General features: G+C 71.2%; 25 protein-coding genes. 12 read left to right on the plus strand and 13 right to left on the minus strand.

The genetic code is table 11. The features are described 5' to 3' along the window. Nucleotides 1–53 precede the first annotated feature (53 nt). Nucleotides 54–908, plus strand: a complete 855-nt coding sequence (locus ACIBH1_RS21475; RefSeq protein WP_397315579.1) for a protein kinase family protein — start codon at nucleotides 54–56, stop codon at nucleotides 906–908. Here the strand turns inward: ACIBH1_RS21475 and ACIBH1_RS21480 are convergent. Further along, entirely contained in the window at nucleotides 868–2,076 is a 1,209-nt protein-coding gene (locus tag ACIBH1_RS21480; protein ID WP_397315580.1) for a cytochrome P450, read from the minus strand. The two genes, ACIBH1_RS21475 and ACIBH1_RS21480, sit on opposite strands and share 41 nt — an antisense overlap. 47 nt (nucleotides 2,077–2,123) lie before the next feature. Here ACIBH1_RS21480 and ACIBH1_RS21485 point away from each other — a divergent pair, with 47 nt between their 5' ends. Beyond that, on the plus strand, nucleotides 2,124–2,726 hold the full coding sequence (locus ACIBH1_RS21485) for a TetR/AcrR family transcriptional regulator (RefSeq protein WP_397315582.1): 603 nt from the start codon (nucleotides 2,124–2,126) through the stop codon (nucleotides 2,724–2,726). On the opposite strand, the gene ACIBH1_RS21490 is transcribed toward ACIBH1_RS21485, so the two are convergent. The 8 genes from ACIBH1_RS21490 to ACIBH1_RS21525 form a co-directional block, all read right to left on the minus strand. Beyond that, the gene (locus tag ACIBH1_RS21490) at nucleotides 2,707–2,955 is read right to left on the minus strand and encodes a hypothetical protein (RefSeq protein ID WP_397315583.1); all 249 of its coding nucleotides are present in this window, start codon (nucleotides 2,953–2,955) and stop codon (nucleotides 2,707–2,709) included. The genes ACIBH1_RS21485 and ACIBH1_RS21490 overlap by 20 nt on opposite strands. 69 nt (nucleotides 2,956–3,024) lie before the next feature. Beyond that, entirely contained in the window at nucleotides 3,025–5,094 is a 2,070-nt protein-coding gene (locus ACIBH1_RS21495; protein ID WP_397315584.1) for a GH116 family glycosyl-hydrolase, read from the minus strand. After that, nucleotides 5,091–5,888, minus strand: coding sequence for a carbohydrate ABC transporter permease (locus ACIBH1_RS21500; RefSeq protein ID WP_397315585.1), 798 nt, complete (start codon nucleotides 5,886–5,888; stop codon nucleotides 5,091–5,093). Before ACIBH1_RS21500 ends, ACIBH1_RS21495 begins: the two co-directional genes overlap by 4 nt. Next, on the minus strand, nucleotides 5,888–6,769 hold the full coding sequence (locus tag ACIBH1_RS21505; protein WP_397315586.1) for a carbohydrate ABC transporter permease: 882 nt from the start codon (nucleotides 6,767–6,769) through the stop codon (nucleotides 5,888–5,890). Before ACIBH1_RS21505 ends, ACIBH1_RS21500 begins: the two co-directional genes overlap by 1 nt. Then, nucleotides 6,766–8,064 (minus strand): ABC transporter substrate-binding protein, encoded by a 1,299-nt coding sequence (locus tag ACIBH1_RS21510; RefSeq protein ID WP_397315587.1) that lies wholly within the window; start codon nucleotides 8,062–8,064, stop codon nucleotides 6,766–6,768. The genes ACIBH1_RS21505 and ACIBH1_RS21510 overlap by 4 nt, the downstream gene beginning before the upstream one ends. 10 nt (nucleotides 8,065–8,074) lie before the next feature. Next, entirely contained in the window at nucleotides 8,075–9,148 is a 1,074-nt protein-coding gene (locus ACIBH1_RS21515) for a glycoside hydrolase family 172 protein (RefSeq protein WP_397315588.1), read from the minus strand. Between the two features lie 62 nt (nucleotides 9,149–9,210). Then, entirely contained in the window at nucleotides 9,211–10,668 is a 1,458-nt protein-coding gene (locus ACIBH1_RS21520; RefSeq protein ID WP_397315589.1) for a DUF4185 domain-containing protein, read from the minus strand. Nucleotides 10,669–10,781: 113 nt separating this feature from the next. Continuing rightward, complete coding sequence (locus ACIBH1_RS21525) at nucleotides 10,782–11,765, minus strand: LacI family DNA-binding transcriptional regulator (RefSeq protein WP_397315590.1); 984 nt, start codon at nucleotides 11,763–11,765, stop codon at nucleotides 10,782–10,784. A gap of 88 nt (nucleotides 11,766–11,853) precedes the next feature. Here ACIBH1_RS21525 and ACIBH1_RS21530 point away from each other — a divergent pair, with 88 nt between their 5' ends. From ACIBH1_RS21530 to ACIBH1_RS21560, 7 genes are read left to right on the plus strand one after another with little or no spacing between them, the layout of a single operon-like run. Next, a complete protein-coding gene (locus ACIBH1_RS21530) occupies nucleotides 11,854–13,257 on the plus strand; it encodes an L-fucose/L-arabinose isomerase family protein (RefSeq protein WP_397315591.1) in 1,404 nt (467 codons plus the stop codon). Beyond that, nucleotides 13,258–14,673: an FGGY-family carbohydrate kinase gene (locus ACIBH1_RS21535; RefSeq protein WP_397315592.1), complete on the plus strand. Its 1,416-nt coding sequence runs from the start codon at nucleotides 13,258–13,260 to the stop codon at nucleotides 14,671–14,673. A 19-nt stretch (nucleotides 14,674–14,692) separates the two neighbouring features. Continuing rightward, entirely contained in the window at nucleotides 14,693–15,337 is a 645-nt protein-coding gene (locus tag ACIBH1_RS21540; protein ID WP_397315593.1) for a DNA polymerase beta superfamily protein, read from the plus strand. After that, nucleotides 15,334–16,095: a DNA polymerase beta superfamily protein gene (locus tag ACIBH1_RS21545; protein WP_397315594.1), complete on the plus strand. Its 762-nt coding sequence runs from the start codon at nucleotides 15,334–15,336 to the stop codon at nucleotides 16,093–16,095. The genes ACIBH1_RS21540 and ACIBH1_RS21545 overlap by 4 nt, the downstream gene beginning before the upstream one ends. Before the next feature lie 30 nt (nucleotides 16,096–16,125). Then, nucleotides 16,126–16,731 (plus strand): TetR/AcrR family transcriptional regulator, encoded by a 606-nt coding sequence (locus ACIBH1_RS21550; RefSeq protein WP_397315595.1) that lies wholly within the window; start codon nucleotides 16,126–16,128, stop codon nucleotides 16,729–16,731. Continuing rightward, nucleotides 16,719–18,017, plus strand: a complete 1,299-nt coding sequence (locus tag ACIBH1_RS21555; protein WP_397315596.1) for an MFS transporter — start codon at nucleotides 16,719–16,721, stop codon at nucleotides 18,015–18,017. Before ACIBH1_RS21550 ends, ACIBH1_RS21555 begins: the two co-directional genes overlap by 13 nt. Next, on the plus strand, nucleotides 18,014–19,429 hold the full coding sequence (locus ACIBH1_RS21560) for a pyridoxal phosphate-dependent decarboxylase family protein (RefSeq protein ID WP_397315597.1): 1,416 nt from the start codon (nucleotides 18,014–18,016) through the stop codon (nucleotides 19,427–19,429). The genes ACIBH1_RS21555 and ACIBH1_RS21560 overlap by 4 nt, the downstream gene beginning before the upstream one ends. Here ACIBH1_RS21560 and ACIBH1_RS21565 read toward each other — a convergent pair. Both ACIBH1_RS21565 and ACIBH1_RS21570 read right to left on the minus strand, forming a co-directional pair. Then, on the minus strand, nucleotides 19,426–21,003 hold the full coding sequence (locus ACIBH1_RS21565) for an ABC transporter permease (RefSeq protein ID WP_397315598.1): 1,578 nt from the start codon (nucleotides 21,001–21,003) through the stop codon (nucleotides 19,426–19,428). The genes ACIBH1_RS21560 and ACIBH1_RS21565 overlap by 4 nt on opposite strands. Then, nucleotides 21,000–21,881 (minus strand): ATP-binding cassette domain-containing protein, encoded by an 882-nt coding sequence (locus tag ACIBH1_RS21570; RefSeq protein WP_397315599.1) that lies wholly within the window; start codon nucleotides 21,879–21,881, stop codon nucleotides 21,000–21,002. The genes ACIBH1_RS21565 and ACIBH1_RS21570 overlap by 4 nt, the downstream gene beginning before the upstream one ends. Before the next feature lie 82 nt (nucleotides 21,882–21,963). Between ACIBH1_RS21570 and ACIBH1_RS21575 the strand changes: the two genes are divergently transcribed. Both ACIBH1_RS21575 and ACIBH1_RS21580 read left to right on the plus strand, forming a co-directional pair. Further along, a complete protein-coding gene (locus tag ACIBH1_RS21575) occupies nucleotides 21,964–22,440 on the plus strand; it encodes a GbsR/MarR family transcriptional regulator (protein WP_397315600.1) in 477 nt (158 codons plus the stop codon). After that, a complete protein-coding gene (locus tag ACIBH1_RS21580) occupies nucleotides 22,437–23,048 on the plus strand; it encodes an SDR family oxidoreductase (protein ID WP_397315601.1) in 612 nt (203 codons plus the stop codon). The genes ACIBH1_RS21575 and ACIBH1_RS21580 overlap by 4 nt, the downstream gene beginning before the upstream one ends. 239 nt (nucleotides 23,049–23,287) lie before the next feature. Here the strand turns inward: ACIBH1_RS21580 and ACIBH1_RS21585 are convergent, their stop codons facing one another. Next, on the minus strand, nucleotides 23,288–24,058 hold the full coding sequence (locus ACIBH1_RS21585) for an SAM-dependent methyltransferase (RefSeq protein ID WP_397315602.1): 771 nt from the start codon (nucleotides 24,056–24,058) through the stop codon (nucleotides 23,288–23,290). Between the two features lie 42 nt (nucleotides 24,059–24,100). After that, complete coding sequence (gene ligD, locus ACIBH1_RS21590; RefSeq protein ID WP_397315603.1) at nucleotides 24,101–25,303, minus strand: non-homologous end-joining DNA ligase; 1,203 nt, start codon at nucleotides 25,301–25,303, stop codon at nucleotides 24,101–24,103. 23 nt (nucleotides 25,304–25,326) lie between these two features. On the opposite strand from ligD, the gene ACIBH1_RS21595 reads away from it, so the two are divergent. Continuing rightward, nucleotides 25,327–26,496 carry a cytochrome P450 gene (locus tag ACIBH1_RS21595; protein ID WP_397315604.1) on the plus strand — a complete coding sequence of 390 codons (1,170 nt, stop codon included), beginning with the start codon at nucleotides 25,327–25,329 and terminating at the stop codon, nucleotides 26,494–26,496. Nucleotides 26,497–26,530 lie beyond the last annotated feature (34 nt).

Below are 26,530 nucleotides of genomic sequence, written 5' to 3' on the forward strand. Positions count from 1 at the left end.
GTCCGCGGAAATCCAGTTGAGCCGGGCGCCGCGGCCGACGCAGAATCCCGCCCATGGATCGAGCGCGGCCCGGCCGCTTCTCCGAGATCTCCACCACTCTGCAGCTCATGAGCGACGACCGCCTCGCCAAGGCCCTGGCCACGGCTCCCGTCAACGGCCGGGGCATCGGCGGCGCCACGTTCGTCCTCGACGCCGGCGCGGCGGAGGTCTTCGTCAAGAAGATCCCGCTCACCGACCTGGAGCTGGCCCATCCGAGGAGCACCGCCAACCTCTTCGGCCTGCCTACCTTCTACCAGTACGGCCTCGGCTCCACGGGCTTCGGCGCCTGGCGTGAGCTGGCCGCGCACGTGATGACCACCAACTGGGTCCTGGCGGGCGACCACCCGGGCTTCCCTCTGGCCTACCACTGGCGCGTGCTGCCGGGCCCGGCGGGCGGTGACTACGAGGACATCGACGAGACCGTCGCCTACTGGGACGGCGACGAACGCATCCGCCGCAGGCTCCAGGCGATCGAGGCGTCGGACACGAGCCTGGTGATCTTCCTGGAGCACTTCCCCGCCCTGGCGGACCGGACGGCGGAGCGGCAGTTGCTGGAAGGGGCGGCGTTCATGCGCAGCCGGGGGCTGGTGCACTTCGACGCCCACTTCCACAACATCATGACCGACGGCGAGCAGGTCTACTTCACCGACTTCGGGCTGGCGCTCAGCGACCGTTTCGACCTGTCACCCGAGGAGCGTGACTTCCTCGGCCGTCACTGGGACTACGACCGGCTGACCGTCGTCGCCCAGGTCGACGAGCAGGGCGACACGGCGCTGTTCATGCAGGACTTCCATCGCAGGCTCATCAGGCAGAGCAAGCGCACACCCTTCACACCGCCACCGGAAGCCGGTCGGGGCCGCGAAGGTTGATGCGGCCGTTCCACGTGACCTCGCCGTCGAGTGCCAGCGCGGGGAACCGCTCGACGAGCCGCCCGATGGCGACCCGGCCCTCCAGCCGGGCCAGGGCGGCGCCCAGGCAGTGGTGGGGTCCTGCGCCGAACGACAGCTGGCTCCTGGCCTCGGGCCGGTCGATGCGCAGCCGGTCGGCGTCGGGGCCGAAGACACGCTCGTCGCGGTTGGCCGAGGCCAGGGAGGCGATGACGAACGCGCCGGCCGGGATCTCGCGCCCCCCGGCGGCGTACGGCTCGCGGGTGATGCGGCGCGTCTGCTGCACGGGGCTGTCGTAGCGCAGGAACTCCTCGATCGCGTTGCCCGCCAGAGAGGGGTCCGAGCGCAGCAGGGCGAGCTGGGCGGGGTTGCGCAGCAGGGCGACGACGCCGTTGCCGATCAGGTTGACCGTGGTCTCGTGCCCGGCGACGTACAGCAGCACGACCTGGGCGACGAGCTCCTCGTCGGTGAGCCTGTCGCCGTCGTTCTCGGCCGCGATCAGGGCGGTGAGCAGGTCGTCGGCGGGATGGTCGCGCTTCCAGTCGATCAGCTCGCGGGTGAGGGCGGCCAGCTCGGCGCCCGCCTTGGCGATGGCGCTGAGGGTCTCGTCGTCGGCGACGATCTCCAGCGAGCGCACGAGCAGCCCGCTGAGCTCGCGGATGCGGGCGTGGTCGGTGGGCGGCATGCCGAGCATCTGGGAGATGACGGCGAACGGCAGCGGGAAGGCGAGGGTCTCGACCAGGTCGACGCGCCCGCCCTGGGCGATCTCGTCCAGGGCGGCGTCGACGAGCGCGGTGACCTCGGGTTCGAGCGCGGCGACCTTGCGCGGGGTGAAGACCTTGGCCACCAGGGAGCGCAGCCGGGTGTGGTCGGGCGGATCGCGGTCGAGCATGGACAGGCGCAGCACCCTGCTGCCCAGCTGGTCCATCTGCTCCTGCTGGTCGCGGACCAGGCCTCCGGAGACCAGGCTGTCGTCGACCGACAGGCTGGCGCGCAGGATCTCCGACACGTCGCCGTGGCGGGTGAGCAGCCAGAAGCCGAACGGGTGCTCGTGCACGGGATCGAGCTCCCGCATGCGCTCGTAGGCCGGATAGGGGTCGTCCGCGAACCCCGGCTCGAGCGGATTGAACAACAGCTCCACAACGCTCACCTACTCAGTGTTGGAAACATACGCTGTGTATGTCGTATGCTCCGCGCATGCCCCATGTCAAGAGCCGGCGAGAGCAGTACTCCGACGCGACCAGGGCCGCGCTGCTGGAAGCCGCGACCCGGCGGTTCGCCGAACGCGGCTTCGCCGGCACCTCGCTCGAGGACGTGGCGGCCGACATCCAGGCCACGCGCGGCGCGGTCTACCACCACTTCGGCAGCAAACCGGCCCTCTTCGAGGCGGTGGCCGAGGCGCTGGAGAGCCGGGTCATGCGGGAGGTGGCCCAGGCCGCGGAGGGCGCGCGCGATCCGTGGAGCGCGGCGGTCGCCGCCACCGAGAAGTTCCTCGACTGGTGCTGCGATCCGGTCTACAGCCGCGTGGTGTGGCAGGAGGCGCCGCTGGCGCTGGGCTGGGTGCGGTGGAAGGAGCTCGAGAAGGAGTACTCCTGCGGCCTGATCGAGCAGTTCATCCAGCTGCTCATCGACGCCGGGGAGATGCCGCCGCTGCCCCTGGAGCCGATGACGCGCATCACCTTCCACATGCTGGGCGCGGCGGGCATGGCCATCTCCGAGGTGCCCGAGCAGGACCGGTTCCGGGTGCGGGCGGAATACGCGGAGACGATCGCCCACCTGCTCAGGGGAGCGCGGCGCTGAACGTCTCCCCCGCCGTGAGCGTGGCCGCGACCCGCCTGCCGTTGACCCTGCGGATGTCCATGGCGCCCGCCGTGCAGACCACGTGCACGGCGCCGGCGTCGCGCACGACCTGGCCCCAGCCCGACGGCAGCAGCAGCGGCCAGCGGCCGGGGCGGCGCACGGTCAGCGCGCCGGAACGCGCGTCCCACGACAGGCCGCCGAGCGCCTCGACCACCGACCATCCGGCCATCGCGCGCACGTAGTGGTCGCCGCACTCGATCTGGTTGTAGGGGTTGCGCCGGCTGCCGTCGTAGCGGGCCTAGAGGCCGTCGAGGATCTGCCAGGCCTCCTCCTCCAGCCCTTCCCACAGGCAGTGGGCCGCGACCTGGTATTCGCTGCCCGTCCACACCTCGTCGCAGTAGCGCGTGGGTACGGCGGGGCGGCCACCGCGCGGCCAGGTGCACATCAGCAGCCCGGTGTCGTCGCCGTCGGCGAACACCCGGTACGGATGCTCGAAGCCGTGGAAACCCTTGCGCAGGTTGTGCCGCACGATCGCGCGCAGGGCCGAGCGCACGTGCCCGGCGGGCAGCACGTGCCCCAGGTCGAGCTGGTGCGCCCACCACTGGCCGATGAGCTGGTCCGACAGGCAGCCCTCGCCCCACTGGAAGTCGACCGGCTCGTCGAGCACCTGGACGAAGTACTCCCCGTTGAACATCGCCTCGTCGTAGGCGGCGCTCCCCCGCTCGAACAGCTCGCGCAGCTCGTCCGAGCCGGTCAGCTCGCCCGCGGCCCGCAGGGCCGCCAGCCACAGGGTGCCCATGAAGGGGTTGACGCCCGTCAGGTCGATGTCGTGGGTGGAGGGCTGGACGCCGCGCAGCACGCCGGTGCCGTCGGGGTCCCAGGTGCGGCGGATGTGGGTGAGCATGCGTTCGAGCTGCGGCAGGTAGGAGCGGTCGCTGCCGTGCCGTACCTCCCTGTAGGTCTTCAGGATGGCGCCGAGCATGCCGTCGAGCGCGGGCTCGCCGGGGCCGCCGATCGGCACGTCCCAGAGCTGGCGCAGGTACGTGGGGACGATCACGCGGTGCGGGAGGTAGCCCTGCGGCGCCTGCATGACCTCGAACTCGGTCGCCCGCATGCTCCGTTCGAGCGACGGGAAGAGCCTGGCCACGGCCTGGGCGTAGTTCCACACGTGGGTGCAGTTCAGCGGGCAGGAGCCGCCGTGGTCGCCCGACCACATGGTGGTGGAGGCGCCGAGCACCCCCTCGAAGCCGAAGAAGGCGCCGTCGGCGCTCTGGAAGCAGGAAGGGCTGCGCAGGATGGAGGCCTGCGCGGCCAGGTGTTCGGCCGCGTGCGCGGGCAGGCTGCTGTCGTGCAGCGTGCCGACCCAGTCCAGGCTGGCGGAGCGCAGCTCGTGCCAGCCGGTGCGCACGGTGTCGGCGACGTCGAGCGCGTCGGCGAAGCGGGTGGCGTAGGCGTTGCCGAGCCAGAACCTCGTCGGGCCCCACCGCGGGTCGGGCGGGCCGAACTGCACGAAGTCGGCGTAGCGGTTGGGGAAGTACCAGGCCAGGCAGAGCCTGATCGTGACGCTCTCGCCCGGCTCCAGCATGGCGGGTACGGCCAGGCCGCCGCACGGGCCGCCGGGCGGGGCCGTACCCGAGGGCTGGTGGTCGGCGACCCAGCCCGCCGAGCCGGGAGCGCCGACGAAGACCGCGCGGCTGTCGAGGAAGCGCAGGAACTGCGCGGGCTCGCTCCACGACGGGAACACCGAGGTCAGCGGCGAGTCGGCGGCGAGCACCGCCTGGCCGTTCCCGGCGGCGGCCGGGTCGAGCCCCGGCTCGTCCATGACCAGCGACGTCCACCCGTGCCGCCTGCGGACCAGGTTGCGGCCGCCGACGGGGTTGCGTACGGCGGCCGCCAGCCACGCGTGCACCGGGAAGGGGCCGGGATTGCGCAGGGTGAAGGTGAACAGGGCGGCTGGCAGCGAGCTGCGCTCCACGTCGAGCGGGACCAGCGGGTTGAACACCTCCATGCCGACCTCGACCGGCAGCCCTGGATCGAGGAAGTCGAGCTCGGCGAAGGGGTAGCGGCCGCGGAACCGGGTCCCTGCGACGCCGGGGAATCGCCGGAGCAGCTCGCGCTGCCAGCCGGGCACGTGGTCGTCGTTGACCAGCGGCGTCCCGGTCGGCTCGGCGGGCGGTCCCTGCAGGACGCGGGTGGTGTTCGACGGCGGTTCCCACTGCGCGGCGCGCACGGCGAAGAAGGTGCCGGGCAGCTCGCCGCGGTGGTCGCCGGTGTTGGCCAGCTGCCACTGCCGCAGCCCGCCGTCGGCGCAGACGGCGAAGTTGCCCGTGCCGATGCCGCCCACGGGCATCGCGAGGTGGGCCGTCATTTCAGTCCCGACAGGCGCACGCCGGCGATGATCTGCCGCTGGAAGACCAGGAAGAGCACGATGACCGGCAGCGCGGCCAGTGTCGAGCCCGCCATGAGCATCGCCATCTCCGAGGTCCGGTCGGATCGGAAGGTGGCCAGGTACTGCTGCACCTGGTAGAGCGAGGGGTCGGTGATGGTGAGCACTGGCCAGATGTAGGAGTTCCAGAAGGCCAGGAACGACGTGGCGCCGACCACGACGAAGGCTCCTTTCGACAGCGGCACGAAGATGCTCGTGAAGATCTTCCACGGTCCCGCGCCGTCGAGCTGCGCGGCCTCCTCCAGCGCGGTGGGCAGTCCCAGGTAGTACTGCCGCAGGAAGAACACCTGCGCGCCCGAGGCGGCGCCGGGGATGACCAGGACCGTGAGGGAGTCGAGCATGCCGAGCTGGGTGACGACGATGAAGGAGGTCAGCATGATCGCGATGGCCGGGACGAACATCGTCGTCAGCACGATCACCCACAGGGTGCGCTTGAAGGCGAACTCCAGCCGGGCGAAGACGTAGGCGCCCAGCGAGTTGACAACCAGGCTGAGCGCGGCGAACAGCACCGCGCCCACGAACGTCACGCCCAGCGAGCGCAGGAACGCCTCGTCGGCGAGCATCTGCGCGTAGTTGTCCCACAACCAGACCTCGGGGAAGAACTGGAAGGGCGTGGCCACGACCTCGGTCTTGGACTTGAACCCGGCCACCGCCGTCCAGGCCAGCGGGAAGAGCGCGGCCACCACGAACAGCGCGGCCAGCGGGTATCTGAGCATCAGCCGTCCACCGCCTTCTCCGATCGCACCAGCCGGAAGATGATCGCCGAGATCGTCCCCAGCACCACGAAGAGCAGCAGCGCGGCGGCGATCGAGTAGCCCACGTACAGGTCGTTGGTGAAGTGGCGGAAGATGAACAGGTTGGGCAGCATCGTGGAGTCGAGCGGCCCGCCCTGGGTCATCACCAGCGGCACGACGAGGAACTGCAGCGACGCGGCGAACCCGGTGACCAGCAGGAACAGGATGATGTTCTTCATCAGCGGCAGCGTGATCCTCGTCATCTTCGTCCAGCCGCCCGCCCCGTCGAGGGAGGCGCACTCGTAGTAGACCTCGGGGATGTCGAGCAGCCCGGCCAGCATGATCAGCGAGGCCAGGCCGGTCCCGATCCAGATGGCGGGCACGGCCACGGCCGGCAGGGCCGTGGTCGTCTCGCCCAGCCAGGCGGTGTCCTCCCCCGCCCCGAGCAGTCCGAGGAACCAGTTGAGCAGCCCGCCCTTGTAGGCGTAGATGAGGCTGAAGACGATCGCCGCGATCACCTCGGAGACCACGACCGGGATGTAGATGGTCACCTTCAGCACCGTGGCCATCCGCCTGCTGACCGACTTGACCAGGTTGGCGAAGACGAACGCGATGACCACCTGCGCCGGCACCACCATCGCCGAGAAGGCCAGGCCGCGCATGACCGAGGCGGAGAACTCCTCGTCGGTCAGGACGTTGACGTAGTTCTCCAGCCCGACGAAGACGGGCGCCTCGTAGAAGCTCCAGGTGGAGAAGCTGATCCAGACGGCGTGCAGCAGCGGCCACAGGACGAAGACGCCGAGCAGGACGAGCAGGGGGCCGAGCATGAGCAGCGCGACCCCCGTGTCACGTCTTCTCCTCACGAGCCCTGCCCCGCCAGGTTGTTCTTGGTGATGACCGACTTGATCTCGGCGTCGGCCTCGCTCAGCGCGGTGTCGATGTCCTTGCCCTGCAGCGCCTTCTCCATGGCCTTGCCGAAGGCCAGGCTGATGGCGAAGTCGTAGGCCGGCTCCGGCTTGGCGTAGGCGACGATCTTGTCCTCGATGGTCTTGGCCCACACGTTCTCGGCGGCGGCCGGGTCGTTCTTGACCGCCTGCGCCACCACCTCGCGCGGGGAGTACTTGGAGAACTTCGTGGTCTTGAAGAAGTCGACCAGGAGCGTGGTGTCACCGGCCAGCAGCCAGGAGACGAAGTCGGCGGCGGGCTGCGGGCTCTTGGACTTGGCGTCGACCACCAGCGTCCAGCCGCCCAGCGTGGCGGTCGGCTTGGTGGCGTCGCCGTCGAAGGAGGGCAGCGGGGCGGCGGCGATGTCGCCGACCATCTTCGGGTAGTCCGACAGCAGGACGCTGGCCGCCCAGGAGCCGCAGACCATCATCGCGGCCTTGCCCTGGCCCATGGGGTTGGCGTCGGCGTAGGGAGCGAGCGGCTGCTTGGGCATGATGCCCTCCTTGTAGAGGGTCTGGTAGGCCTGCAGCAGCCGCTTGTACTGGGGATCGGCGGCCTGGGACGACGACCAGTCGTCACTGATCGGCAGGTGGCCGGCGGCGTTCCACTGCAGCCCCCAGGTCGACCACGCCATGTCCACGGCGACCCCGGCGGTCACCAGGCCCGACACGTCCTTGGTGGTCAGCCGCTTGCCGTACTGGATGAGCTCGTCCCAGGTGGCGGGCGGCCGGTTCGGGTCGAGTCCGGCCTTGGCGAACAGGTCCTTGCGGTAGAAGAGCACCGCCGACGGCTCGACCAGCATGGGGTAGGCGTACCTGGCGCCCTTGTACTCCACCGAGCCGAGCACCTCCTCCTGCAGCCCCGCCCACTTGTCGGCGGCGATGAGCTTGTCGAGGGCCTGGATCTGGCCGGTGCGGGCGAAGCCGGGCACCTTGTTGTAGTTGAGCGTGTAGACGTCGGGCGCCTTGCCCGCGGCCTGGGCGGCCTTCATCTTCTGCTCCCACGCGTCGGCGGGGACGATCGTGTGCTTGAGCACGACCTTGTCCTGCGAGGCGTTGAAGGCCGAGACGGCCTTCTTGTACCAGGCATCCTCCTGGTCGGTGAACTTCTGCTGCCACAGCTGGATCTCGGCCTTGCCGGCCGGTTTCTGGGTGGGGGTGCCTCCGCAGCCCGCCAGCAGGGCGAGGGTCAGGACTATGGGCCAGGTCTTCACGTGAGCTCCTTCAGAAGATCGGTAACCGGGCGCTGACCTCGGGCAGGCCGAAGGGCCGGTGCGGCAGCTCCTGGTACCAATAGGCCACCGAGGACAGGTCGTCGCTGCGGCGGTTGGCGTGGCCGTGCTCGATGCTCACCTTGATCGAGGTGGTGAAGGGCACGGGGTCCTCGACGTGGAAGCGGTACATGGAGATCTGCCCGCTCCAGTTCTCGCCGCCGGGCAGGGTGAGCCCGTGGTACGGCGCGTGGTACGGCTGGCTGGGGCACCAGGCGGTGTTGAAGTAGTCCTCGGTCCCGGTGCCGTGCAGGCTCGGCGGGAAGGCCTCGCCGTCGATGAAGATCATGTCGTCGCCCTCGCCGTACCAGTTCCAGTCGCTGGTCCGGCGCAGGTTCGTCACGTTGAGCACGCAGCCGACGTAGTGGCCGCGCCCCTCGGCCTCGAGGATGACGTAGTTGCCGTCACCGTCGCGGTTGGCTCCCCCGAACAGCCACTCCGCATTCGACATCTGCGCCTGCGGCAGGCCGTCGGCGGGGTTCTGCCGCCGCCACTGGGCGTGGAATCGGCCCAGTCCCTCGCCCAGCGTGTCGAACTGGTCGTAGTCGATGTAGTAGTAGAACCACAGCACCTCGCTCTCGCACTCGCTGGTCAGCTCGAAGCGGGCTCGGCTGGCGAAGGGCATGTGGAAGAAGCAGTTGAACGCCTTGCCGTCCTGGGGGCTCATCTGCAGCGGGGCGGAGACGAAGTTGGCCGTACGGCCGTGGCCGACGCCGAAGAAGTCGCCCAGCGGCACCAGCACGCTCGGGTGCTCGTTGTCATCCCAGTAGACGCGCAGCACCAGTTTGCGCAGGAAGTCGCGGTCGGCCGTCTCCGGCGTGCCGGGGTCGCGCGGGGCCACCGTCATCCAGATGTGGTTGACCGATCCGGCTCCGCTGATGTCGGCCAGGGTGACGGTCTGCCCGGGTTCGACGGTGACGCGGTCGTCGTTGCCGCCGGTGCGGTCCCAGCTGGATTCGCGGCGCCGGCGGTGGGTGCGGAGCCGGGGCAGGTCGCGCAGGCTGCTGCCGAACGGGCCATAGGTCACGGAGATCCTCCAGTGAGAAATCGATTACTGAACACGGGTCCTACTCCTGCCCGGCAGCGGCGTCAAGGGACGGCGCGGACGACCGCGATGTCGTCGGCCTGCAGCCACAGGTCGCCGTTGTCGGTCCAGATCCCCGCGAACACCTGCACCGAGCTGCGGTTCCCGCTGTTGAAGGCGACCGTGAACCGGGTCCAGGAACCGACCGCGCGGAAGTTGACCTCCCGGATCGGCGCGCCGCCCGGGTTGCGCACGCCGAAGAAGCCGTTGTCGTTGTTGGCCGAGGTGCGCAGGAAGCCGGTCAGCACGTAGTCGGTGTTCGGGCTGACGGTGACGGTCTGGTGCAGGTCGTGCCAGCCGCGGTTGTAGCGCACGAAGCCGTTGTGGTCGGCGGTGAAGCTCCAGGTGGCGTTGTCGACGCCGCAGTTGCCCGTGCACGTCCACGCGCCCTGGTCACGCTCGAAGCTCGGGTCGGTGACCAGGTTCGGGTTGACGATCGCCGCGTTGCGGTCGAGCTGGATCCTGATCAGGTAGACGTTGTACGGCGTCCACTCCGACAGCGCCAGATACAGGTCGGGGCCGCTCGACCAGGGATGCATGAAGCCGCCGTACAGACCCGGGAAGTCGGCGAAGCTCGCCACGACCCGCGGCGCGCTCCACGGCCCGGTGGGCGCCGCGGCCGAGCGCAGGACCAGGTCCTCGCCCATGAGGTAGGTCATCAGCCACTTGCCGGCGTAGGCGTTGAACTGCACCGACAGCTCGGCGACCGGGGCCGGCACGATGGGGACGGCCAGCGTGTCCTGGCCCTGCTGCCAGGCGCTTCCCGTCCAGTAGCGGTAGGCGGACTTCACCAGGATCTGGTCCTCGGGCACCCTGGCCAGGTAGGCGGCGCCGTTGCGGCCGTTCGGCGTGCCGTACAGGTAGACGAAGCCGTCACGCCTGACCATGGCGGCCATCTGGAAGTGATCGGCCCCCGCGGGGTTGTCCCATCGCGGGGTCCCGGCGGTCGTCCAGTTCTGGCCGTTGTCGTCGGAGTAGGCGATGCCCGCGTGGTTGGTGTCCCACTGACCGGGCGGTCCCCAGTGCCTGACCGACATGTAGGCCAGGTACTGCCGGGATCCGACGGAGACGCCGGCCGTGGGGATCACGGTGATCTCGTCGCCGTCGATCTTCCTGCTGGGGATGAGCTCCTTGGCATGGCCGGGCGCGTCGGTGGCGGCGCTGTCGAACGACATGCCGTCGGACAGGGTGCGGTCGCGGCTCCTGAGCAGCACCTGGCTGCGCCAGTCGTCGCCGTTGGCCCCGGGCGGGGCCCAGGTGTCACCGAAGGTGTCGCCGAAGGCGGCGAGGATCTCGCCCGCCCCGTTGTCCCACATGATGCCCAGGTCCGTCGCCTTCACCTTCCATCGGGCGGCGGTGGAGCTCACGGAGTCGGGGCCGGTCATCTTGCTCACCACCACCGCCGGGGATCTGGCGGTGGAGGCGCCCGCGTCGTAGGTGACGGTCAGCAGGGCGGTGGTCATGAGAAGCGCTCCAGATAAGCGCGCTGCGGCTTTCATCGTCCGGCACCTCTTCCGGAAATCGATTTCTCCGCATTCTCGGAGTACTCGCGACTCCCGTCAAGACGGAAGCGGGCTCAGTCGAGAGTGGCGCCCAGGACGACGTGGCGGGGCGGGAAACGTTCGCCCGCGATCCTGCGCAGCAGGAGTTCGCAGGCCTGGCGGCCGATCTCGTAGGTCGGCTGCGAGATGAGCGTCATGGTGTCGCTCAGCCCGAGGGTCCAGCTCATGTCGTCGAAGGCGGCGAGCTTGATGTCGGAGGGATAGCTCAGCCCGAGGTCGCGCAGGGTCATGACGGCCCCGAGCGTCATCAGGTTGTTGGAGACGAACAGCGCGTCGGGCCGGGGGGCGAGCCGCATCAGGGTCGCGGCGGCGGCACGGCCGCCCTCGATGCGGTAGTCGCCTCGCACGACCAGCTCGCGGGAGAAGGGCAGCCCCGAGGCGCGCAGCCCGTGCTTGTATCCGGACAGGCGGTCGGCGGCGGTGGTGACCTCGGCGGGACCGGCGATGAAGCCGATGCGGCGGCAGCCCTGGTCGACCAGGCGGATGACGGCCTCCTGGGCGGCGCGCACGTTGTTGACGCCGACCCGGTCGACCTTGGCGGTCTGCAGGCGGCGGTCGACGGTGACCACCGGGATGCCGCGTTCGAGCAGCAGCTCGATGGAGGTGCGGGTGGCCGAGGCGGGCGACAGGATGACGCCGGCCATGTTCTCGGCGGCGGCCACCTCGATGTAGCGCTGCTCCTTGTCGAGGTCCTCGTCGGTGTTGGCGAGCACGACGGAGTAGCCCGCCTTGCTCGCGGCGTCCTCGGCGCCGCGCACCATCGAGGTGAAGAACGGGTTGGTGATGTCGGAGATGACCAGTCCGAGCACGGTGGTCGCGCGGGTGCGCAGGAAGCGGGCCTGGCTGTTGGGACGGTAGCCGAGCTGGCGGATCGCGGCCATGACCCGGTCGCGCAGGTCCTCGGCGACGGTGGGGCCGTGGTTGAGAACCCGGGAGACCGTGGCGGGCGAGACGTCCGCCAGCTCGGCCACATCCTTGATCGTGATTCTCGACACCACGCCTCCAAGCGTGCCATTGACACCATGCCACCGGGAGCCTACTTTATCGGAAATCGATTTCTAGCAACCGATTTCTCAAGGAGCTCTCGTGGCACGAATCGGACTGCTGAACATGTCGGACGGGCGCGACTACGTCGCCCGGGACCTGGTGGAGCACATCGATCAGGCGACCGCCACGCTCGCGGAGGAGTTACGCCGCGCCGGCCACGAGGTCGTCGTCGCCCCCGAGATCGTCTGGACCAACGAGCTGGCCACCAGCCAGGCCCGCTGGGTGGCCGACCAGCGGCCCGACCTCACCGTCTTCAACTACGCCGTCTGGGCCTTCCCGCACTTCACGATGCTCGCCGCGGAGGCCACCAGGGGCCCGCTGCTGCTGATGGCCAACATCGACCCGGCCCAGCCCGGCATGGTGGGCATGCTCGCCGGGGGCGGCGCGCTCGACCAGGTCGGCCGCCGCCATTCGCGCGCCTGGGGCGACATCACCGACCCGGCGGTGCTGGACCGGGTGCTCACCCAGGTCCGCGCGGCGCGTGCCGTCCAGGGCCTGCGCGGTTCCACCTTCGGCCGCATCGGCGGCAGGCCGATGGGCATGAACACCGCCGTCGCCAACACCGACCAGTGGATGCGCCAGTTCGGGGTCGACGTCGAGGAGATCGACCAGTGGGAGATCGTCCGGCGCAGCGACAACGCCGACTCGACCAGGGTCAAGCAGGCCCGCGAGTGGCTGGAGCGGCACGGCAACGTGCACTACGACGGCAGGCAGCTCACCCCCGAGCTGTTCGAGCGGCAGATCCGCGCCTACTACGCGATGCGCGAGCTCATCGACGAGTGGAACCTCGACTTCTCCGGCATCAAGGGCCAGCCCGAGCTGACCACCCACTTCTGCACTATGGACGTGGCCGAGGCGTTCCTCAACGACCCCTACGACTGGGAGGGCCCGAAGGAGACGCACGTCTGCGCCACCGAGGCCGACATGGACGGCGCGCTGACCATGCAGATCCTCAAGCTGCTCAGCGGCGACCCGGTGCTCTTCGCCGACGTGCGTCACTACCACGCCGACCGTGACGTGTGGGACCTGTGCAACTCCGGCCAGCACGCCACCTGGTACGCGGCCCGCTCGGACGACCCCGCCGAGAACCTGGCCAGGACCCACTTCTACCCCGAGGTCTTCTTCTTCCCCGCCGGTGGGGCAAGCGTCCACCACCTCGCGGCGCCCGGCGAGGCCACCTTCGCCCGGCTGACCCGCAGGGAGGGCCGCTACCGCATGCACGTGGCACGCGGCGCCTTCGAGCTCTACGACGACGCCACCAACGAGGCCATGGCCCGCCAGTCCACCTTCGAGTGGCCGCACGCCTTCACCCGGCTGCACACCCCGGCGACCACCTTCCTGGAGCGTTTCGGCGCCAACCACATCCACGCCGTGCCCGGCGACTACCTGGCCGAGCTGCAGGCGGTCTGCCTCCAGCTCGACGTGGACTTCGAGGCGCTGTAGATGCTGCTCGGCGTCGACATCGGCACCTCCAGCTCCAAGGGGGTCCTGCTCTCCCCCGACGGTGACGTGCTGGCCACGGCCACCCGCGAGCACCGCACCTCCACGCCCAGGCCCGGCTGGTTCGAGCACGACGCGGAGCAGGTCTGGTGGCACGACTTCGCGCACATCGTCGCCGAGCTGGGCCGTCCCGGCATCGCCGGGGTCGCCGTCAGCGGTATCGGGCCGTGCGTGCTGCCGGCCGCCGCCGACGGCACGCCGCTGCGGCCGGCCATCCTGTACGGCGTCGACACGCGCGCCGCCGCGCAGATCGAGGCGCAGAACCGCCGCTACCCCGCGATCCTGGAGCGCTGCGGCTCGCCGCTGACCTCGCAGGCGGTCGGGCCCAAGCTGGAGTGGCTGCGTGAGCACGAGCCCGGGACGTGGGCGCGCACCAGGCGGCTGTTCATGGCGCACTCGTGGATCGTGCACGAGCTGACCGGCGCCTACGTGCTCGATCACCACTCGGCCAGCCAGTGCGCGCCGCTCTACGAGCCGCACCGGTGGATCGAGGACTGGGCGGCCGAGATCGCTCCCGGGCTCGACCTTCCGCGGCTGCTGTGGAGCGGCGAGGTCGCGGGCACGGTCACGGCCGGCGCCGCCGCCAGGACCGGCCTCCCGCAGGGCCTGCCGGTGCTGGCCGGGACCATCGACGCCTGGGCCGAGGCGCACAGCGCGGGCGTGCGCGAGCCGGGCGACGTCATGCTGATGTACGGCACGACGATGTTCATCGTGCAGGTGCTCGCCTCCCGCGCCACGAGCCCGCACCTGTGGGGCACGGTGGGCCTGTCGCCCGGCACCTTCAACCTGGCCGCGGGCACCGCCACCTCCGGCGCGATCACCTCGTGGCTGGGCGACCTGACGGGCGCGGGGTTCGCCGAGCTCACCGCCGAGGCCGCCGCCGTCGCGCCCGGCTGCGAGGGGCTGCTGATGCTGCCCTACTTCGCGGGCGAGCGCACTCCCCTGTTCGACCCCGACGCGCGCGGCGCCCTGATCGGCCTGACCCTGCGTCACGGGCGCGGCCACCTCTACCGCGCCGCCCTGGAGGCCACCGCGTTCGCCGTCCGCCACAACCTGGAGGTCATGCCCGCGCCGCGCCGGCTCGTCGCGGTGGGCGGCGGCACTCGGGGCGGATTGTGGACGCAGATCGTCTCCGACGTGCTCGGGCTGCCCCAGGACCTGCCCGCCCAGACGATCGGGGCGGCGTACGGCGACGCCATGCTGGCCGGCCAGGCCCTCGGCATCGACACCGGCGGGTGGAACCCGGTCGCCTCCACGGTCCACCCGGACCCGGCGGCCTCCTACGACGAGCGTTACCGGCTCTACCGGCGGCTCTACGAGGCGACCGCGGAGATCGCCCACGCGCTGGCGCGTTCCTGACGCCTCTATCGTGGGCACGGTGGACTACCCCGAGCACACCGTGCTCTCCGTGGTCGTCGGCTCGCGTGCCTACGGCCTGGAGACCGAAGCGTCCGACACCGACAGGCGCGGCGTGTTCGCCGTGCCCGCCGCGCTGTTCTGGCGCCTGGACAAGCCGCCCACCCATCTCGACGGGCCCAGGCCCGAGCAGTTCTCGTGGGAGCTGGAGCGGTTCTGCGTGCTGGCCCTGCAGGCCAATCCCACGGTGCTGGAGTGCCTGTGGTCGCCTATCGTGGAGCTGGCCACGCCGGTCGGCCAGGAGTTGCGCGCGCTGCGCGGGGCGTTCGTCTCCCGCCGGGCCAGGGAGACGTTCGTGGAGTACGCCGAGGCGCAGTTCCGCCGCCTGAAGCCGGAGCGGCCCAACCACAAGCAGGCCATGCACATGATCCGCCTGCTGCTGTCCGGCCGCCACCTGCTGGAGCACGGCGAGCCGCTGGTCGAGGTGGGCGCCCACCGCGAGCGGCTGCTGGCCGTACGGCGGGGCGAGCTGCCGTTCGCCGAGGTGGTCGCGTGGCGGCGGGAGCTGGCCGACGGGCTCGCCGCCCTGCCGGACGTGCTGCCCGAGCAGCCCGACCGGGGCGCGGTCGAGGAGTTCCTGGTGCGGGTGCGGAAGGCGAGCCTGTGAACCTGCCCGGATGGCTGCCCGAGGTGGCGCGCGGCGAGCGCTACCCCCTGGTGTTCGCGACCGTGAGCGGCGCGCACCTGTACGGCTTCCCCTCGGCCGACTCCGACGTCGACCTGCGCGGCGTGCACCTGCTCCCGGCCGAGGAGGTGGTGGGGCTGCGCCACGGTCCCGAGACGATCGACCGCACGTGGGACCGCGAGGGCGTGGAGGTCGACCTGGTCACCCACGACCTGGCCAAGTTCTGCCGGTTGCTGCTCAACCGCAACGGCTACGTGCTGGAGCAGCTGCTCTCGCCGCTGGTGGTGTCGTCCTCGCCGGTGCACGAGGAGCTGCGGCGGGCGGCGGCGGGGTGCCTGACGCGTCATCACGCCCACCACTACCTGGGCTTCTCGCGCACGCAGTGGCGGCTGTTCGACAGGAACGGCGAGCTCAAGCCGCTGCTGTACACCTTCAGGGTGCTGGCCACCGGGGTGCACCTGATGCGCACGGGCGAGGTCCAGGCCGATCTGACCAGGCTCTACCACCTGGTCCCGCCGTACGTGCCCGAGCTGGTGGAGGCCAAGCGCGCGGCCGAGCACGGGCCGCTGCCGGGCGGGGCGCCGGACCGCGGCCGGCTGGAGGCCGACGTGATGCGCCTGTCGGCGCTGCTGGAGCAGGAGTGCGGGCGCTCGGTCCTGCCGGAGTCCGCCTCGGCGCACCAGGTGCTCCATGAGGTGGTGGTCAAGGCCCGGCTGGGATTCCATCAAACGATTGACTGATCCGACAAAGCGGACATAACGTGGGCGCTTATGACATCCAGCCAAGTGGAGGCGATCGTCGCCTCCGCCACGCGCCTGTTCGCGGCGCTCGGCTACGACGGCACCTCGACCAGGCAGATCGCCGAGGCCGCCGGGTTCAACATCGCGACCGTGAACTACCACGTCGGGGCCAAGCGCGAGCTCTACCTGGCCGTCATGGAGCGGGCGCACCTGGCCGAGCGGGCCGCGCTCGCGGGCGCGCTGGCCGACGCGCCGCCCGCCGACGACCCGGTCCGCGCCATCCACCTGCTGATCGACCGCTACCTGGACTTCCTGCTCGACCGGCCCGAGGTGTCGGCGTTGTGGATGCACCGCTGGCTGTCGGACGCCGACGACATCGCCGAGCTGGAGCTGCAGTACGTGCGCCCGCTGCTGGCGATGGTCATGGAGGGCTTCGAGGGCAGGCTGGAGGGCGACCTCGAGTCGGCCCTGTGGACCGTGATCTGGTGCGTCAACGGCTACATCATGGGCGGCCAGATGGGCGACACGGGCAGGCGGCGCGCGGGCGAGGACCGCGCGGCGCTGCAACGGTTCCGCCGCCACCTGCACCGCCAGGCGCACATGACGCTGGGACTGGCGGGCGAGTGGCCTCGCTAGGCAGGGGCCGGCTGCTCGGCTACGGGCTGGGCTCGGTCGGCACCGGCGTCTTCTCGGCCGTCCCCGGACTGCTGCTGCTCTACTACCTGACCGACGTGCTGGGCGTCTCGGCGGCGCTGGCCGGGGCCGTCCTGGTCGTGCCGAAGGCCTGGGACGTGCTGCTCAACCCGATCGTGGGCGCGGCCAGCGACCGTGAGGCGATCCGCACCGGCCGGCGGACCAGGCTCCTGGCGATCGGCGCCGTCACGCTGCCGATCGCCTTCGCCGCCATGTTCGCCGCCCCGGGCGCGTGGTGGGTGGCGCTGGCCTTCGTCGCGGCGGCCTCGGCGTTCGCCTGCTTCCAGGTGCCGTACGTGGCGCTGCCCGCGGAGATGTCCGGCAGCACGGCCGAACGCACCCGGATCATGGCCTGGCGCATCGTCTGCCTGACCGCCGGCATCCTCGTCGCGGGCGGCCTGGCCCCGGCCATCGTCGAGGCGGCGGGCAACGGCCGCGCCGGCTACGCCGCGATGGGCGTGGCGGTCGGCCTGGTCATGGCGGTGGTGCTGCTGATCTCGACCCGCTCGGTGCGCTGGGTGCGCTCGAGCCCCGGCCCCGCGCCTCTCGGGCTGGTCGCCTCCTTCCGTACGGCACGCGGCAACCGGCCCTTCTTCGCCCTCCTGGCCGCCTTCGTGATCCAGGCCCTCGGCGTGTCGGTGATGCTCGCCGGAGCGCCCTACGTGGCCGCCTACCGGCTCGGGAACTACGGCCTGACCTCGATGATGTTCGTCTGCATGGTCGGGCTGAGCGCGGCGGCCGTGCCCATGTGGTCGTGGGCGGCGCGGCGCTTCGGCATGGTCACCTGCTACCTGGCGGCGACCGGAGGGTTCACGGTCGCGGCGCTGGCCCTGATCCCCGCCATCACCTCGGTGCCGCTCACCCTGGCGATCACGGCGCTCGTCGGCGTCTGCTACGCCGCCCTGCAGCTGCTGCCGCTGTCGCTGCTGCCCGAGACCGTGCACGCCGACACCGCCAGGACCGGGCACGCCCAGGCGGGAGCGTTCACCGGGTTGTGGACCGCGGGCGAGACCGCCGGGATGGCGCTGGGCCCCGGCCTGTACGCCGCGGTGCTGGCGTTCACCTCGTTCACCTCGGCGCCCTTCGACTCCCCCGCCGCCCAGCCCGACTCCGCCCTGACCGGGCTGACGCTCGGCTTCACCGCGCTGCCCGCCGCCCTGATGCTGGCCAGCCTCCCGTTCGTCGTCGCCTACCGCCGCCTGGCCACCAAGGAGTTGACTCCCGCATGACCCTGCCCGAGCACGGACGCTCCACCGAGGACCTGCTCGCCGAGATCGCCCGTCTGAAGGGCGCGGACCTGCCCGTGCGCGGCGGCAAGGTGACCGCCTACGTCTACGACACCGGCCGTCCCGAGGTGCACGAGGCCGCCGCGAGCGGCTACTTCGAGATGCTGGAGGTCAACTCCCTCGACCCGACGGCCTTCCCGAGCATCGTGGAGATGGAGAAGCAGGTGGTCGGCGCGGTGGCGGAGCTGCTGGGCGGCGGGCACGGCATCTTCACCAGCGGCGGCACCGAGTCGATCATGCTGGCGGTCAAGGCCGCGCGCGACGCTGCCGCCACGAAGGCTCCGGAGATGGTGGTGCCCGTCACCGCCCACCCGGCCTTCCACAAGGCCGCCCACTACCTCGGGGTGAAGGTCGTCGCCGTGCCGGTGGACCTGGAGACCTACCGGGTCGAGCCGTCGGCGGTCGAGGCGGCGATCACCGGCGACACCGTCCTGGTGGTCGTCTCGGCGCCCTCCTACCCGCAGGGCGTGGTCGACCCGGTCGAGCGGGTCGCGGCGATCTGCGCGGAGCGCGGCGTGCTCTGCCACGTCGACGCCTGCGTGGGCGGGTGGCTGCTGCCGTGGCTGAGGGAGGCGGGGGCCGAGGTGCCGCCCTTCGACCTGTCGGTGCCCGGCGTCACCTCGATCTCGTGCGACCTGCACAAGTTCGGCTACGCGCCCAAGGGCGCCTCCGTGGTGCTCTTCCGCGACCCGGCGCTGCGCCGCAAGGCCTACTTCGCCTCGGCCGCCTGGCCCGGCTACACGATCATCAACGCCACCGTGCAGAGCTCGCGGTCCGCCGGTCCGCTGGGCGGGGCCTGGGCGACCATGCAGGCGCTGGGCCGCGACGGCTACGTCGAGCTGGGCCGCAGGTCGCTGGAGGCGGCCCGCCGGCTGCGCGAGGGCATCGCCGCGATCGACGGCTTGAGCGTGCTGGGCGAGCCGGATTCGACGCTGGTGGCCTTCGGCTCCACCGAGATCGACGTGTTCGTCCTGGCCGACGAGGCGCGCAAGCTCGGCTGGTTCCTGCAGCCGCAGCTGTCGTACGCGGGCATCCCGGCCAACATCCACATCACCGTCACCGGGGCCACGCTGGCCGGGGTGGAGGCGATGCTGGAGGTGATCGCCAAGTCGGCCGAGGCCGCCCGCCGGCGGGGGCCGGCCACGCTTCCCGACGGGCTGATCGACCTGATCGCCGGGCTCGACCTCGACGCGCTCGACGACGCCACCTTCGCCGAGCTCGCCGCCTCCGTCGGCGTCGACCTGACCAGCCAGGCCCAGCCGGAGATGGCGGTGGTCAACGCCGTGCTGGACGGCCTGCCCGCCGACAAGCGGGAGGCCGTCCTGCTCAGGTTCCTCTCGGTGATCTACTCCTAGACCTGGACGTCGCGGCGGCGGAAGCCGTACAGGCCCGCCGCTGTCAGGGCCGCGGCGATCCCCGCCATGATCAGCAGGGGCGCCGCGCTCACGTCACCGCCCGGCAGCCGGGGCGAGTGGGTGAACGGCGACAGGTCCAGCAGCGCCCGCGGCAGCTCCAGCACCGCTCCGACCTGCCCGAACAGCAGGAAGAGCAGGAGCACGCCCCAGGCTGCCGCGGTCAGCCTCGGCAGCAGCCCGAACAGGGCCAGGGCCAGCCCCGCCAGGGTCCAGGCGGCGGGCAGCTGGGACAGGGCCGCGCCGATCGTGCGCGGGAGCTGGGTGCCGACGTCGCCGCTGGCCAGGCCGTACGACAGACCGACGCCCGCGCCCGCGACGAGCAGCGCGATCGCGGGACCTGCGAAGGCGAAGAACACGTGGCTGCCGGCCCAGCCGACGCGGCCGACCGCCGCGGCCAGCAGCGGCTCGGCCCGGCCCAGCGACTCCTCGCCGCGCGCCTTGAGCGCCGCCTGGATGGCGTAGCCCGCCACGCCGAGGCCGAAGACGCTGACGAGCATGGCGATGAACAGGTCGCCGACCGAGCCCGCCGCGCCCATCGCGGTGAGCATCCGCATCACGGTCTCGTTGCCCGCCAGGGCGTCGGAGGCGGCCTGGGCCGCGCTGCCGATCACCAGGCCGGCGAAGGCCATGCCGGCGCTCCAGCCGATCAGCGGTCCGCGGTGCATGCGCCAGGCCAGCGCCAGCGGGCTGTTCAGGCCGGGGGCGGCCTCGGCGGGACCGAGCGAGGGCGGCAGCAGGCCCGCGCCCACGTCGCGACGGGCCGACAGCGTGTAGGCGGCGTAGGCGAGAACCGCGAACCCGGCCACGAGCAGCAGCACGGGCCACCATTCCTCGCCCGCGAAGGGCCGCAGCTTCTGACCCCACGACAGCGGCGACACCCAGGAAAGCCAGGCGGACTCGCTGACGGTGGCCGCCATGCGCACCAGGAAGAAGACGCCCAGCGCCGACAGGCCGATCGCCCGCGCGGCCGAGGCGCTCTCGGTGAGCTGGGCCGCCACCGCGCCGACGGCCGCGAAGACCGCCCCGACCAGGAAGTAGCCCAGACCCGCGGCCGCGGCGCCCGCCACCGGGTAGGTGCCGGCGAAGGTCGCGAAGACGATGAGGCCGAGCACGGCGGAGGCGCCCGAGGTCACGATCAGGGCGGCGGTGAGGGCGGCGTTGCGGCTGAGCACGGTCGAGCCGAGCAGTTCGCGGCGGCCGCTCTCCTCCTCGACCCGGGTGTGCCTGATCACCATGAGGATGCTCGCCAGTGCGATGATCACGGGGATGAACCCGGCGCGCCAGATGCCCAGGGCGGGGGCGGTGGAGTCGAGCAGCGGGCCGTACAGCGCCGAGAAGGCGGGGGTCGCGCGCATCGAGGCGGCGAAGGCCTCCAGCTCCTGCGTGGTGGGGTAGAGCCCGGCGATGCCGGAGGTCTGGCTGATCGGCAGCACGCCCAGGATGATCACCCAGAGCGGCAGCACGATCCGGTCCCGGCGCAGGATGAGCCGGATGAGGGAGGCGGTGCCGGTCATCGCGCGGCTCCCGTGTAGTGGCGCATGAAGAGCTCTTCGAGGGTCGGCGGCTGGCTGGTCAGCGTCCGCACGCCCGAGGCGGTCAGCTGGCGCAGCGCCTCGTCGAGGTCGCCGGAGTCGACCTGGAAGGTGACGCGGTTGCCGTCGACCTTCAGGCCGTGCACGCCCGACAGGCCGTTGGGGGCGCCGATGAGCTCGGCCGTGATGGTCGTGCGGGTCAGGTGCCGCAGCTCGGCCAGGGTGCCGGTCTCGACGACGCGGCCGTCGCGGATGATGCTCACCCGGTCGCAGAGCTTCTCGACCTCGGCCAGGATGTGGCTGGAGAGCAGGACGGTGCGGCCCTGCGCGCGCAGCTCGCCGACGCAGTCGGTGAAGACCGCCTCCATCAGCGGGTCCAGGCCCGAGGTGGGCTCGTCGAAGAGGTAGAGCTCGACGTCGGAGGCGAGCGCGGCGATCAGCGCGACCTTCTGCCTGTTGCCCTTGGAGTAGGCGCGGCCCTTCTTGCGCGGGTCGAGCTCGAAGCGCTCGATCAGGTCGGCCTTGCGGCTCTTGTCGAGCCCTCCGCGCAGGCGGCCGAGCAGGTCGATGACCTCGCCGCCCGACAGGTTCGGCCAGAGGGTGACGTCGCCGGGCACGTAGGCGAGGCGGCGGTGGAGCGACACGGCGTCCTTCCAGGGGTCGCCATCGAGCATCCGCACGGTGCCGGCGTCGGCCCGCAGCAGGCCGAGCAGCACGCGGATCGTGGTGGACTTCCCGGCGCCGTTCGGGCCCAGGAAGCCGTGCACCTCGCCGGCGCTGACCTGGAGGTCCAGACCGTCGAGAGCCCGGGTCCGGCCGAAGGTCTTCGTCACGCCGGACATGGAGATGACGTTGTTCATGTTTTAGACTGTACACAAGTTTCACAAACTTCTGAAAGTTGTAAATACGGTAAACTACGCGTTCTTGACGCTGGGGGTGTTGATGCGGGACGAAGAAGGCGTTCGGATCTTCGTGGAGAAGCTGAGCCGGATGCTCAGCGACTGGGGCTTCCCGCCCATGGCCGGGCGGGTGCTGGTGACGTTGTCGGTGTCGGACGAAGACTCGCTCAGCGCCGCCGACCTGGCCGAACGGCTGAGCGTGAGCCCGGCGGCGATCTCGGGCGCGGTGCGCTACCTCATCCAGCTGGGCATGGTCACGCGCGAACCGGTGCCGGGCTCGCGCCGCGACCTGTACCGGGTGGTCGAGAACAGCTGGTGGGAGGTCGCCCTCACCAAGGTCAGGCTCTACAAGGTGCTGGCCGACATGGTCGACGAGGGTATCGAGGTGCTCGGCGGCCAGGAGACGCACGGCGGGCGGACCATGACCGAGCTGCGCGACTTCTACCTGTTCATGTACGAGCAGATGCCTCAGCTCCACGAGAAATGGCGGGAGCGACATCGGGTAGAGGCCACCGAATGAGAGTCCTGTTAACCGGAGCGACCGGCACGATGGGCCGGGTCGTCACCCCTCACCTGGTCTCGAGCGGCTTCGAGGTGCGCGCGCTCAGCCGCGAGCCCCGCACCGATCCGGCGGTCGACTGGCGGCGGGCCGACCTGGCCACCGGCCGCGGCGTGCGCGAGGCGTTCGACGGGGTCGAGGCGGTCGTGCACATGGCCACCCTCGCCCACCGCGGGCGCAGGACCGCCACGGTCGACGTGTACGGCACGCGCGGCCTGCTGGAGTGCGCCCGCTCCGCCGGGGTCGGCCACGTCGTCTTCCCCTCGATCGTCGGCGTCGGCAAGGCGCCCGTCGGCTACTTCGCCCACAAGCTGCGCGCCGAGAGGATCGTGACCGACAGCGGACTGGGCTGGACCATCCTGCGCGCCACCCCGTTCCACCAGTGGCTCGACGGCCTGCTCGCCAGGGCGCCGTTCCTGCCGGTCGACCGCACGGTCCCGTGGCAGCCGGTCGACGCCCGCGACGTGGCCGCCTTCCTGGTGGACCTGCTGACCGGCGGGCCGCGCAAGACGATCGAGAACTTCGCGGGGCCCGAGGTGCTGGCCACCGACGAGCTGGCCAGGCAGTAGCGCAGGGCCCGAGGCAGACGCCTGCCGCTGCCGCCCGCGCGCTGGCCGGGCCGGACGGCGGCGGCCCAGCGGGCGGGCCTGCTCAACGGCCCCGCCCGCGGACGCATCACCTGGACCCGCTACCTGTCGCCCCTCGGCGCGAGCACCGAGGAGCCCGACATCGCCGGAGAGTACGCCGGGCCGTCGATCGAGATGCCCGACCGCCGCGGCGACGAGGGCTACGAACCGCCGACGCGGGTCTAGAGCTTGGCGACGACCCCGATGGTCGTGGGCTTGGTGTAGTCGGGAGCCACTCCCGTCCGCCAGGACTTGACCGGCACCAGCTCGGGCTCCAGCAGCTCCATGCCCGCGAATAGGCCGCCGATCTGCTCGCGCGAGCGCGGGGTGAGCCCGCCCGCCGCCGACTTGGCGTAGACCTCCTGAACGCCCTGGACGGTGTCGTCACCGGTGCGCTCGCCCGCGAAGGCGTGCGACATGACGATGTAGCTGCCGGGCGCCAGGCGGGCCCGCAGCTCCGTGATGATGCGGGCCAGCTCGGCGTCGTCGGTGACGAAGTGCGCGATCGCCAGCATCAGCACGGCGACGGGCCTGTCGAAGTCGAGCCGCTCGCAGGCCTTGGCGACGATGCCGCCGGGGTCGTAGATGTCGCCTTCCACCACCCAGGCGTGCCCGGCGTCGCTGAGCAGCGCCCTGCCGTGGACGAGCACCATCGGGTCGTTGTCGACGTAGACGATGCTGGAGTCGGGCGCGGCGCCCAGGGCCACCTCGTGCACGTTCTCCTGGGTGGGCAGGCCGCTGCCGATGTCGAGGAACTGACGGATGCCGGCCTCGGCCAGCAGGGTGACCGTGCGCTTGAGGAAGGCACGGTTGTCGCGGCACATCTCGACGGCGTCGGGGACCAGCTTGGTCAGCTGGTCGGCGGCGATGCGGTCGATCTCGAAGTTGTCCTTGCCGCCCAGCCAGTAGTCGTAGATGCGCGCCACGCTCGGCTTGGACGTATCGATCTGCATGGGCCGAATGTTATTCGATCATGTCCCGTTTTGAGAGGGTTTTCAGCGTTCCCTTCGCCGGGCGACCGCCTCCCAGTCGACGCCCTCGAAGGGGTTGTAGTCGACCTCCAGCGGCTCCTGCGGCGGCCTGTGCCCCTCCGGCACGTGCTGCAGGTTGACGCGGATGCGATACCAGACGCTGGAGCGCCCGCGCATGCCGTCGACCAGCACGTCGGCGGGCTGCAGGTGCTCGACCACGCCGGGATGGCGGCCCTTCCAGCGTTCGAGCGCCTCCAGCGCCTCCTCCTTGTGCTGGGCCCTGGCGATCTCGATCAGCGGGATGCTGCCCTTGGGCGGCTTCGGCGCGGGACCGAGGCTCTCCGACAACTCCAGCAGCCCGTCGAGGGAGCCGGCGTGCAGGTCCATGTCCTCCCACGGGTCGCCGCGCTCGGCCAGCCGCTTGGGCACCGTGTCGATCGTGAACGCCGCCGGATCGACGCCGGGCACCTCGTCCCAGGTCAGCGGCGTCGAGACCCGGGCGTCGGCGACGGCGCGCACGGAGTAGGCGCTGACCACGGTCCTGTCGTAGGCGTTCTGGTTGAAGTCGACGAAGACGCCGTGACGCTCCTCCTTCCACCAGCGGGCGGTCGCGATGTCGGGGATGCGCCGCTCGACCTCGCGGGCGACCGCCTCGGCGGCCTTGCGCACCTGGGCGAACGGCCAGCGCCGCTCGATGCGGGCGTAGACGTGGAAGCCGCGCGAACCCGAGGTCTTCGGCCACGGCGTCAGGCCGTGCTCCTCCAGCACCTCGCGGGCGCACTGGGCGGTGGCCAGGATGGCGGGCCAGGGCACGCCCGGCATCGGGTCGAGGTCGATGCGCAGCTCGTCGGGACGGGCCAGGTCGTCGGAGCGGATCGGGTGCGGGTTGAGATCCACGCAGCCCAGGTTGACCACCCACAGCAGCTGGGCCAGGTCGGTGACGACGACCTCCTCGGCCGACAGCCCGGAGCGGTACTTCAGCTCGGCGACCTCGATCCAGTCGGGGCGCTTCTTGGGCGCGCGTTTCTGGAAGAAGGCCTCCTCCTGGATGCCGTGCACGTAGCGCTTGAGGATCATCGGCCTGCCGCTGACCCCGCGCAGCGCGCCGTCGCCGACCGCCTGGTAGTAGCGGATCAGGTCGAGCTTGGTGTGCCCGCTGTCGGGAAAGACGACCTTGTCGGGACTGGTGACCGCGACCTGCCGCCCGGATACCTCGATGTCCGGCATAAGAACAGGTTACATTTCCCGCCATGATCGAGAATTTCCCCTTCCCCACCTGCCCGATGGGACGGCCGCACGAGGCCTACGACCGCCGCCGCACCACCGAGCCCACCGGCCGGGTGCGCTTACCCAGCGGCGACGTCGTGGTGCTCACCACCCGCCACGACGACGCCGTCGCCGTGCTGAGCGACCCGCGCTTCAGCCGCGAGCTGTTCTACGAGGGCGCGCCCCGCATGTACGAGGGCTTCAGCTTCACCGACGTGCCCGGCCTGCTCATCAGCACCGACCCGCCCGCCCACACGCGCCTGCGCAAGCTGCTGGCGGGCACGTTCACGCCGCGCAAGATCGAGCTGTGGCGTCCCCGGGTGCGGGCCATCGCCACCGGGCTGCTGGAGGCGGCCGGTGACGAGTTCGACTTCGTCTCCTCCTTCGCCTTCCCGCTGCCCGTCCGCGTCATCTGCGACATCCTCGGCGTCGAGGTCGACATCGAGCGCGTGGCGCACTGGTCCAACGCGCTGCTGTCGTCGTCGGGCCTCAGCGTCGACGACAAGCTCCTGGCCGGCATGGAGTTCCACGTCTACGTCGCCGACCTCGTCGCCCGGCACCGCGACGACCCGGGCGACGGGGTGCTCGCCTCGCTCATCCTGGCTCGCGACGAGGACGACAGGCTGTCGGAGGAGGAGTTGGTCCAGCAGGCGATGGGACTGCTGCTGGCCGGATACGAGACCACCGGCTCGCTGCTCTGCCGGGCCATCGTGCGCCTCCTCGACGACGGCTGGGAGCGGCTGGTGGAACGGCCCGGGCTGATCCCGGCGGCGGTGGAGGAACTGCTGCGCGTGGAGTTCCCCGGCGACAGCACGCCGATCCGGGTGGCGCTGGAGGACGTCGAGCTGCCCTCGGGCGGGGTGGTCGCCAAGGGCGAGGGCGTGATCGTCTCCTACCTCGGGGCCAACAACGACCCGGCGGTCTTCGACGAGCCGGAACTGATGCGCTTCGACCGGGAGGGGCCGGTGCAGCACCTGGCCTTCAGCCGCGGCATCCACTACTGCCTGGGCGCCAACCTGGCCCGGATGGAGCTGCAGGAGGCGCTGGCCGTGCTGACGGAGCGGGCTCCCGGGCTCGCCGTGGCGGGCGAGGTGCCGTGGACGGACGGCAGCCAGATCTTCCGGCCCGCGCGGGTGCCGGTCCGGGTCGGCTGAGCCGTACGGCGGGGCGGCGCGAGGCCGCTGTCCC

It is taken from the genome of Nonomuraea sp. NPDC050663, assembly GCF_044456985.1.
Taxonomy (GTDB): Bacteria; Actinomycetota; Actinomycetes; order Streptosporangiales; family Streptosporangiaceae; genus Nonomuraea.

Bases quoted from the DNA above. Each gene is read 5' to 3' on its own strand.
- ACIBH1_RS21475 (WP_397315579.1), top strand. From the start codon at position 54: ATGGATCGAGCGCGGCCCGGCCGCTTCTCCGAGATCTCCACCACTCTG.
- ACIBH1_RS21485 (WP_397315582.1), top strand. From the start codon at position 2,124: ATGCCCCATGTCAAGAGCCGGCGAGAGCAGTACTCCGACGCGACCAGG.
- ACIBH1_RS21490 (WP_397315583.1), bottom strand. From the start codon at position 2,955: ATGGCCGGATGGTCGGTGGTCGAGGCGCTCGGCGGCCTGTCGTGGGAC.
- ACIBH1_RS21495 (WP_397315584.1), bottom strand. From the start codon at position 5,094: ATGACGGCCCACCTCGCGATGCCCGTGGGCGGCATCGGCACGGGCAAC.
- ACIBH1_RS21500 (WP_397315585.1), bottom strand. From the start codon at position 5,888: ATGCTCAGATACCCGCTGGCCGCGCTGTTCGTGGTGGCCGCGCTCTTC.
- ACIBH1_RS21520 (WP_397315589.1), bottom strand. From the start codon at position 10,668: ATGACCACCGCCCTGCTGACCGTCACCTACGACGCGGGCGCCTCCACC.
- ACIBH1_RS21535 (WP_397315592.1), top strand. From the start codon at position 13,258: ATGCTGCTCGGCGTCGACATCGGCACCTCCAGCTCCAAGGGGGTCCTG.
- ACIBH1_RS21550 (WP_397315595.1), top strand. From the start codon at position 16,126: ATGACATCCAGCCAAGTGGAGGCGATCGTCGCCTCCGCCACGCGCCTG.
- ACIBH1_RS21560 (WP_397315597.1), top strand. From the start codon at position 18,014: ATGACCCTGCCCGAGCACGGACGCTCCACCGAGGACCTGCTCGCCGAG.
- ACIBH1_RS21565 (WP_397315598.1), bottom strand. From the start codon at position 21,003: ATGACCGGCACCGCCTCCCTCATCCGGCTCATCCTGCGCCGGGACCGG.
- ACIBH1_RS21570 (WP_397315599.1), bottom strand. From the start codon at position 21,881: ATGAACAACGTCATCTCCATGTCCGGCGTGACGAAGACCTTCGGCCGG.
- ACIBH1_RS21575 (WP_397315600.1), top strand. From the start codon at position 21,964: ATGCGGGACGAAGAAGGCGTTCGGATCTTCGTGGAGAAGCTGAGCCGG.
- ACIBH1_RS21580 (WP_397315601.1), top strand. From the start codon at position 22,437: ATGAGAGTCCTGTTAACCGGAGCGACCGGCACGATGGGCCGGGTCGTC.
- ACIBH1_RS21585 (WP_397315602.1), bottom strand. From the start codon at position 24,058: ATGCAGATCGATACGTCCAAGCCGAGCGTGGCGCGCATCTACGACTAC.
- ligD (WP_397315603.1), bottom strand. From the start codon at position 25,303: ATGCCGGACATCGAGGTATCCGGGCGGCAGGTCGCGGTCACCAGTCCC.
- ACIBH1_RS21595 (WP_397315604.1), top strand. From the start codon at position 25,327: ATGATCGAGAATTTCCCCTTCCCCACCTGCCCGATGGGACGGCCGCAC.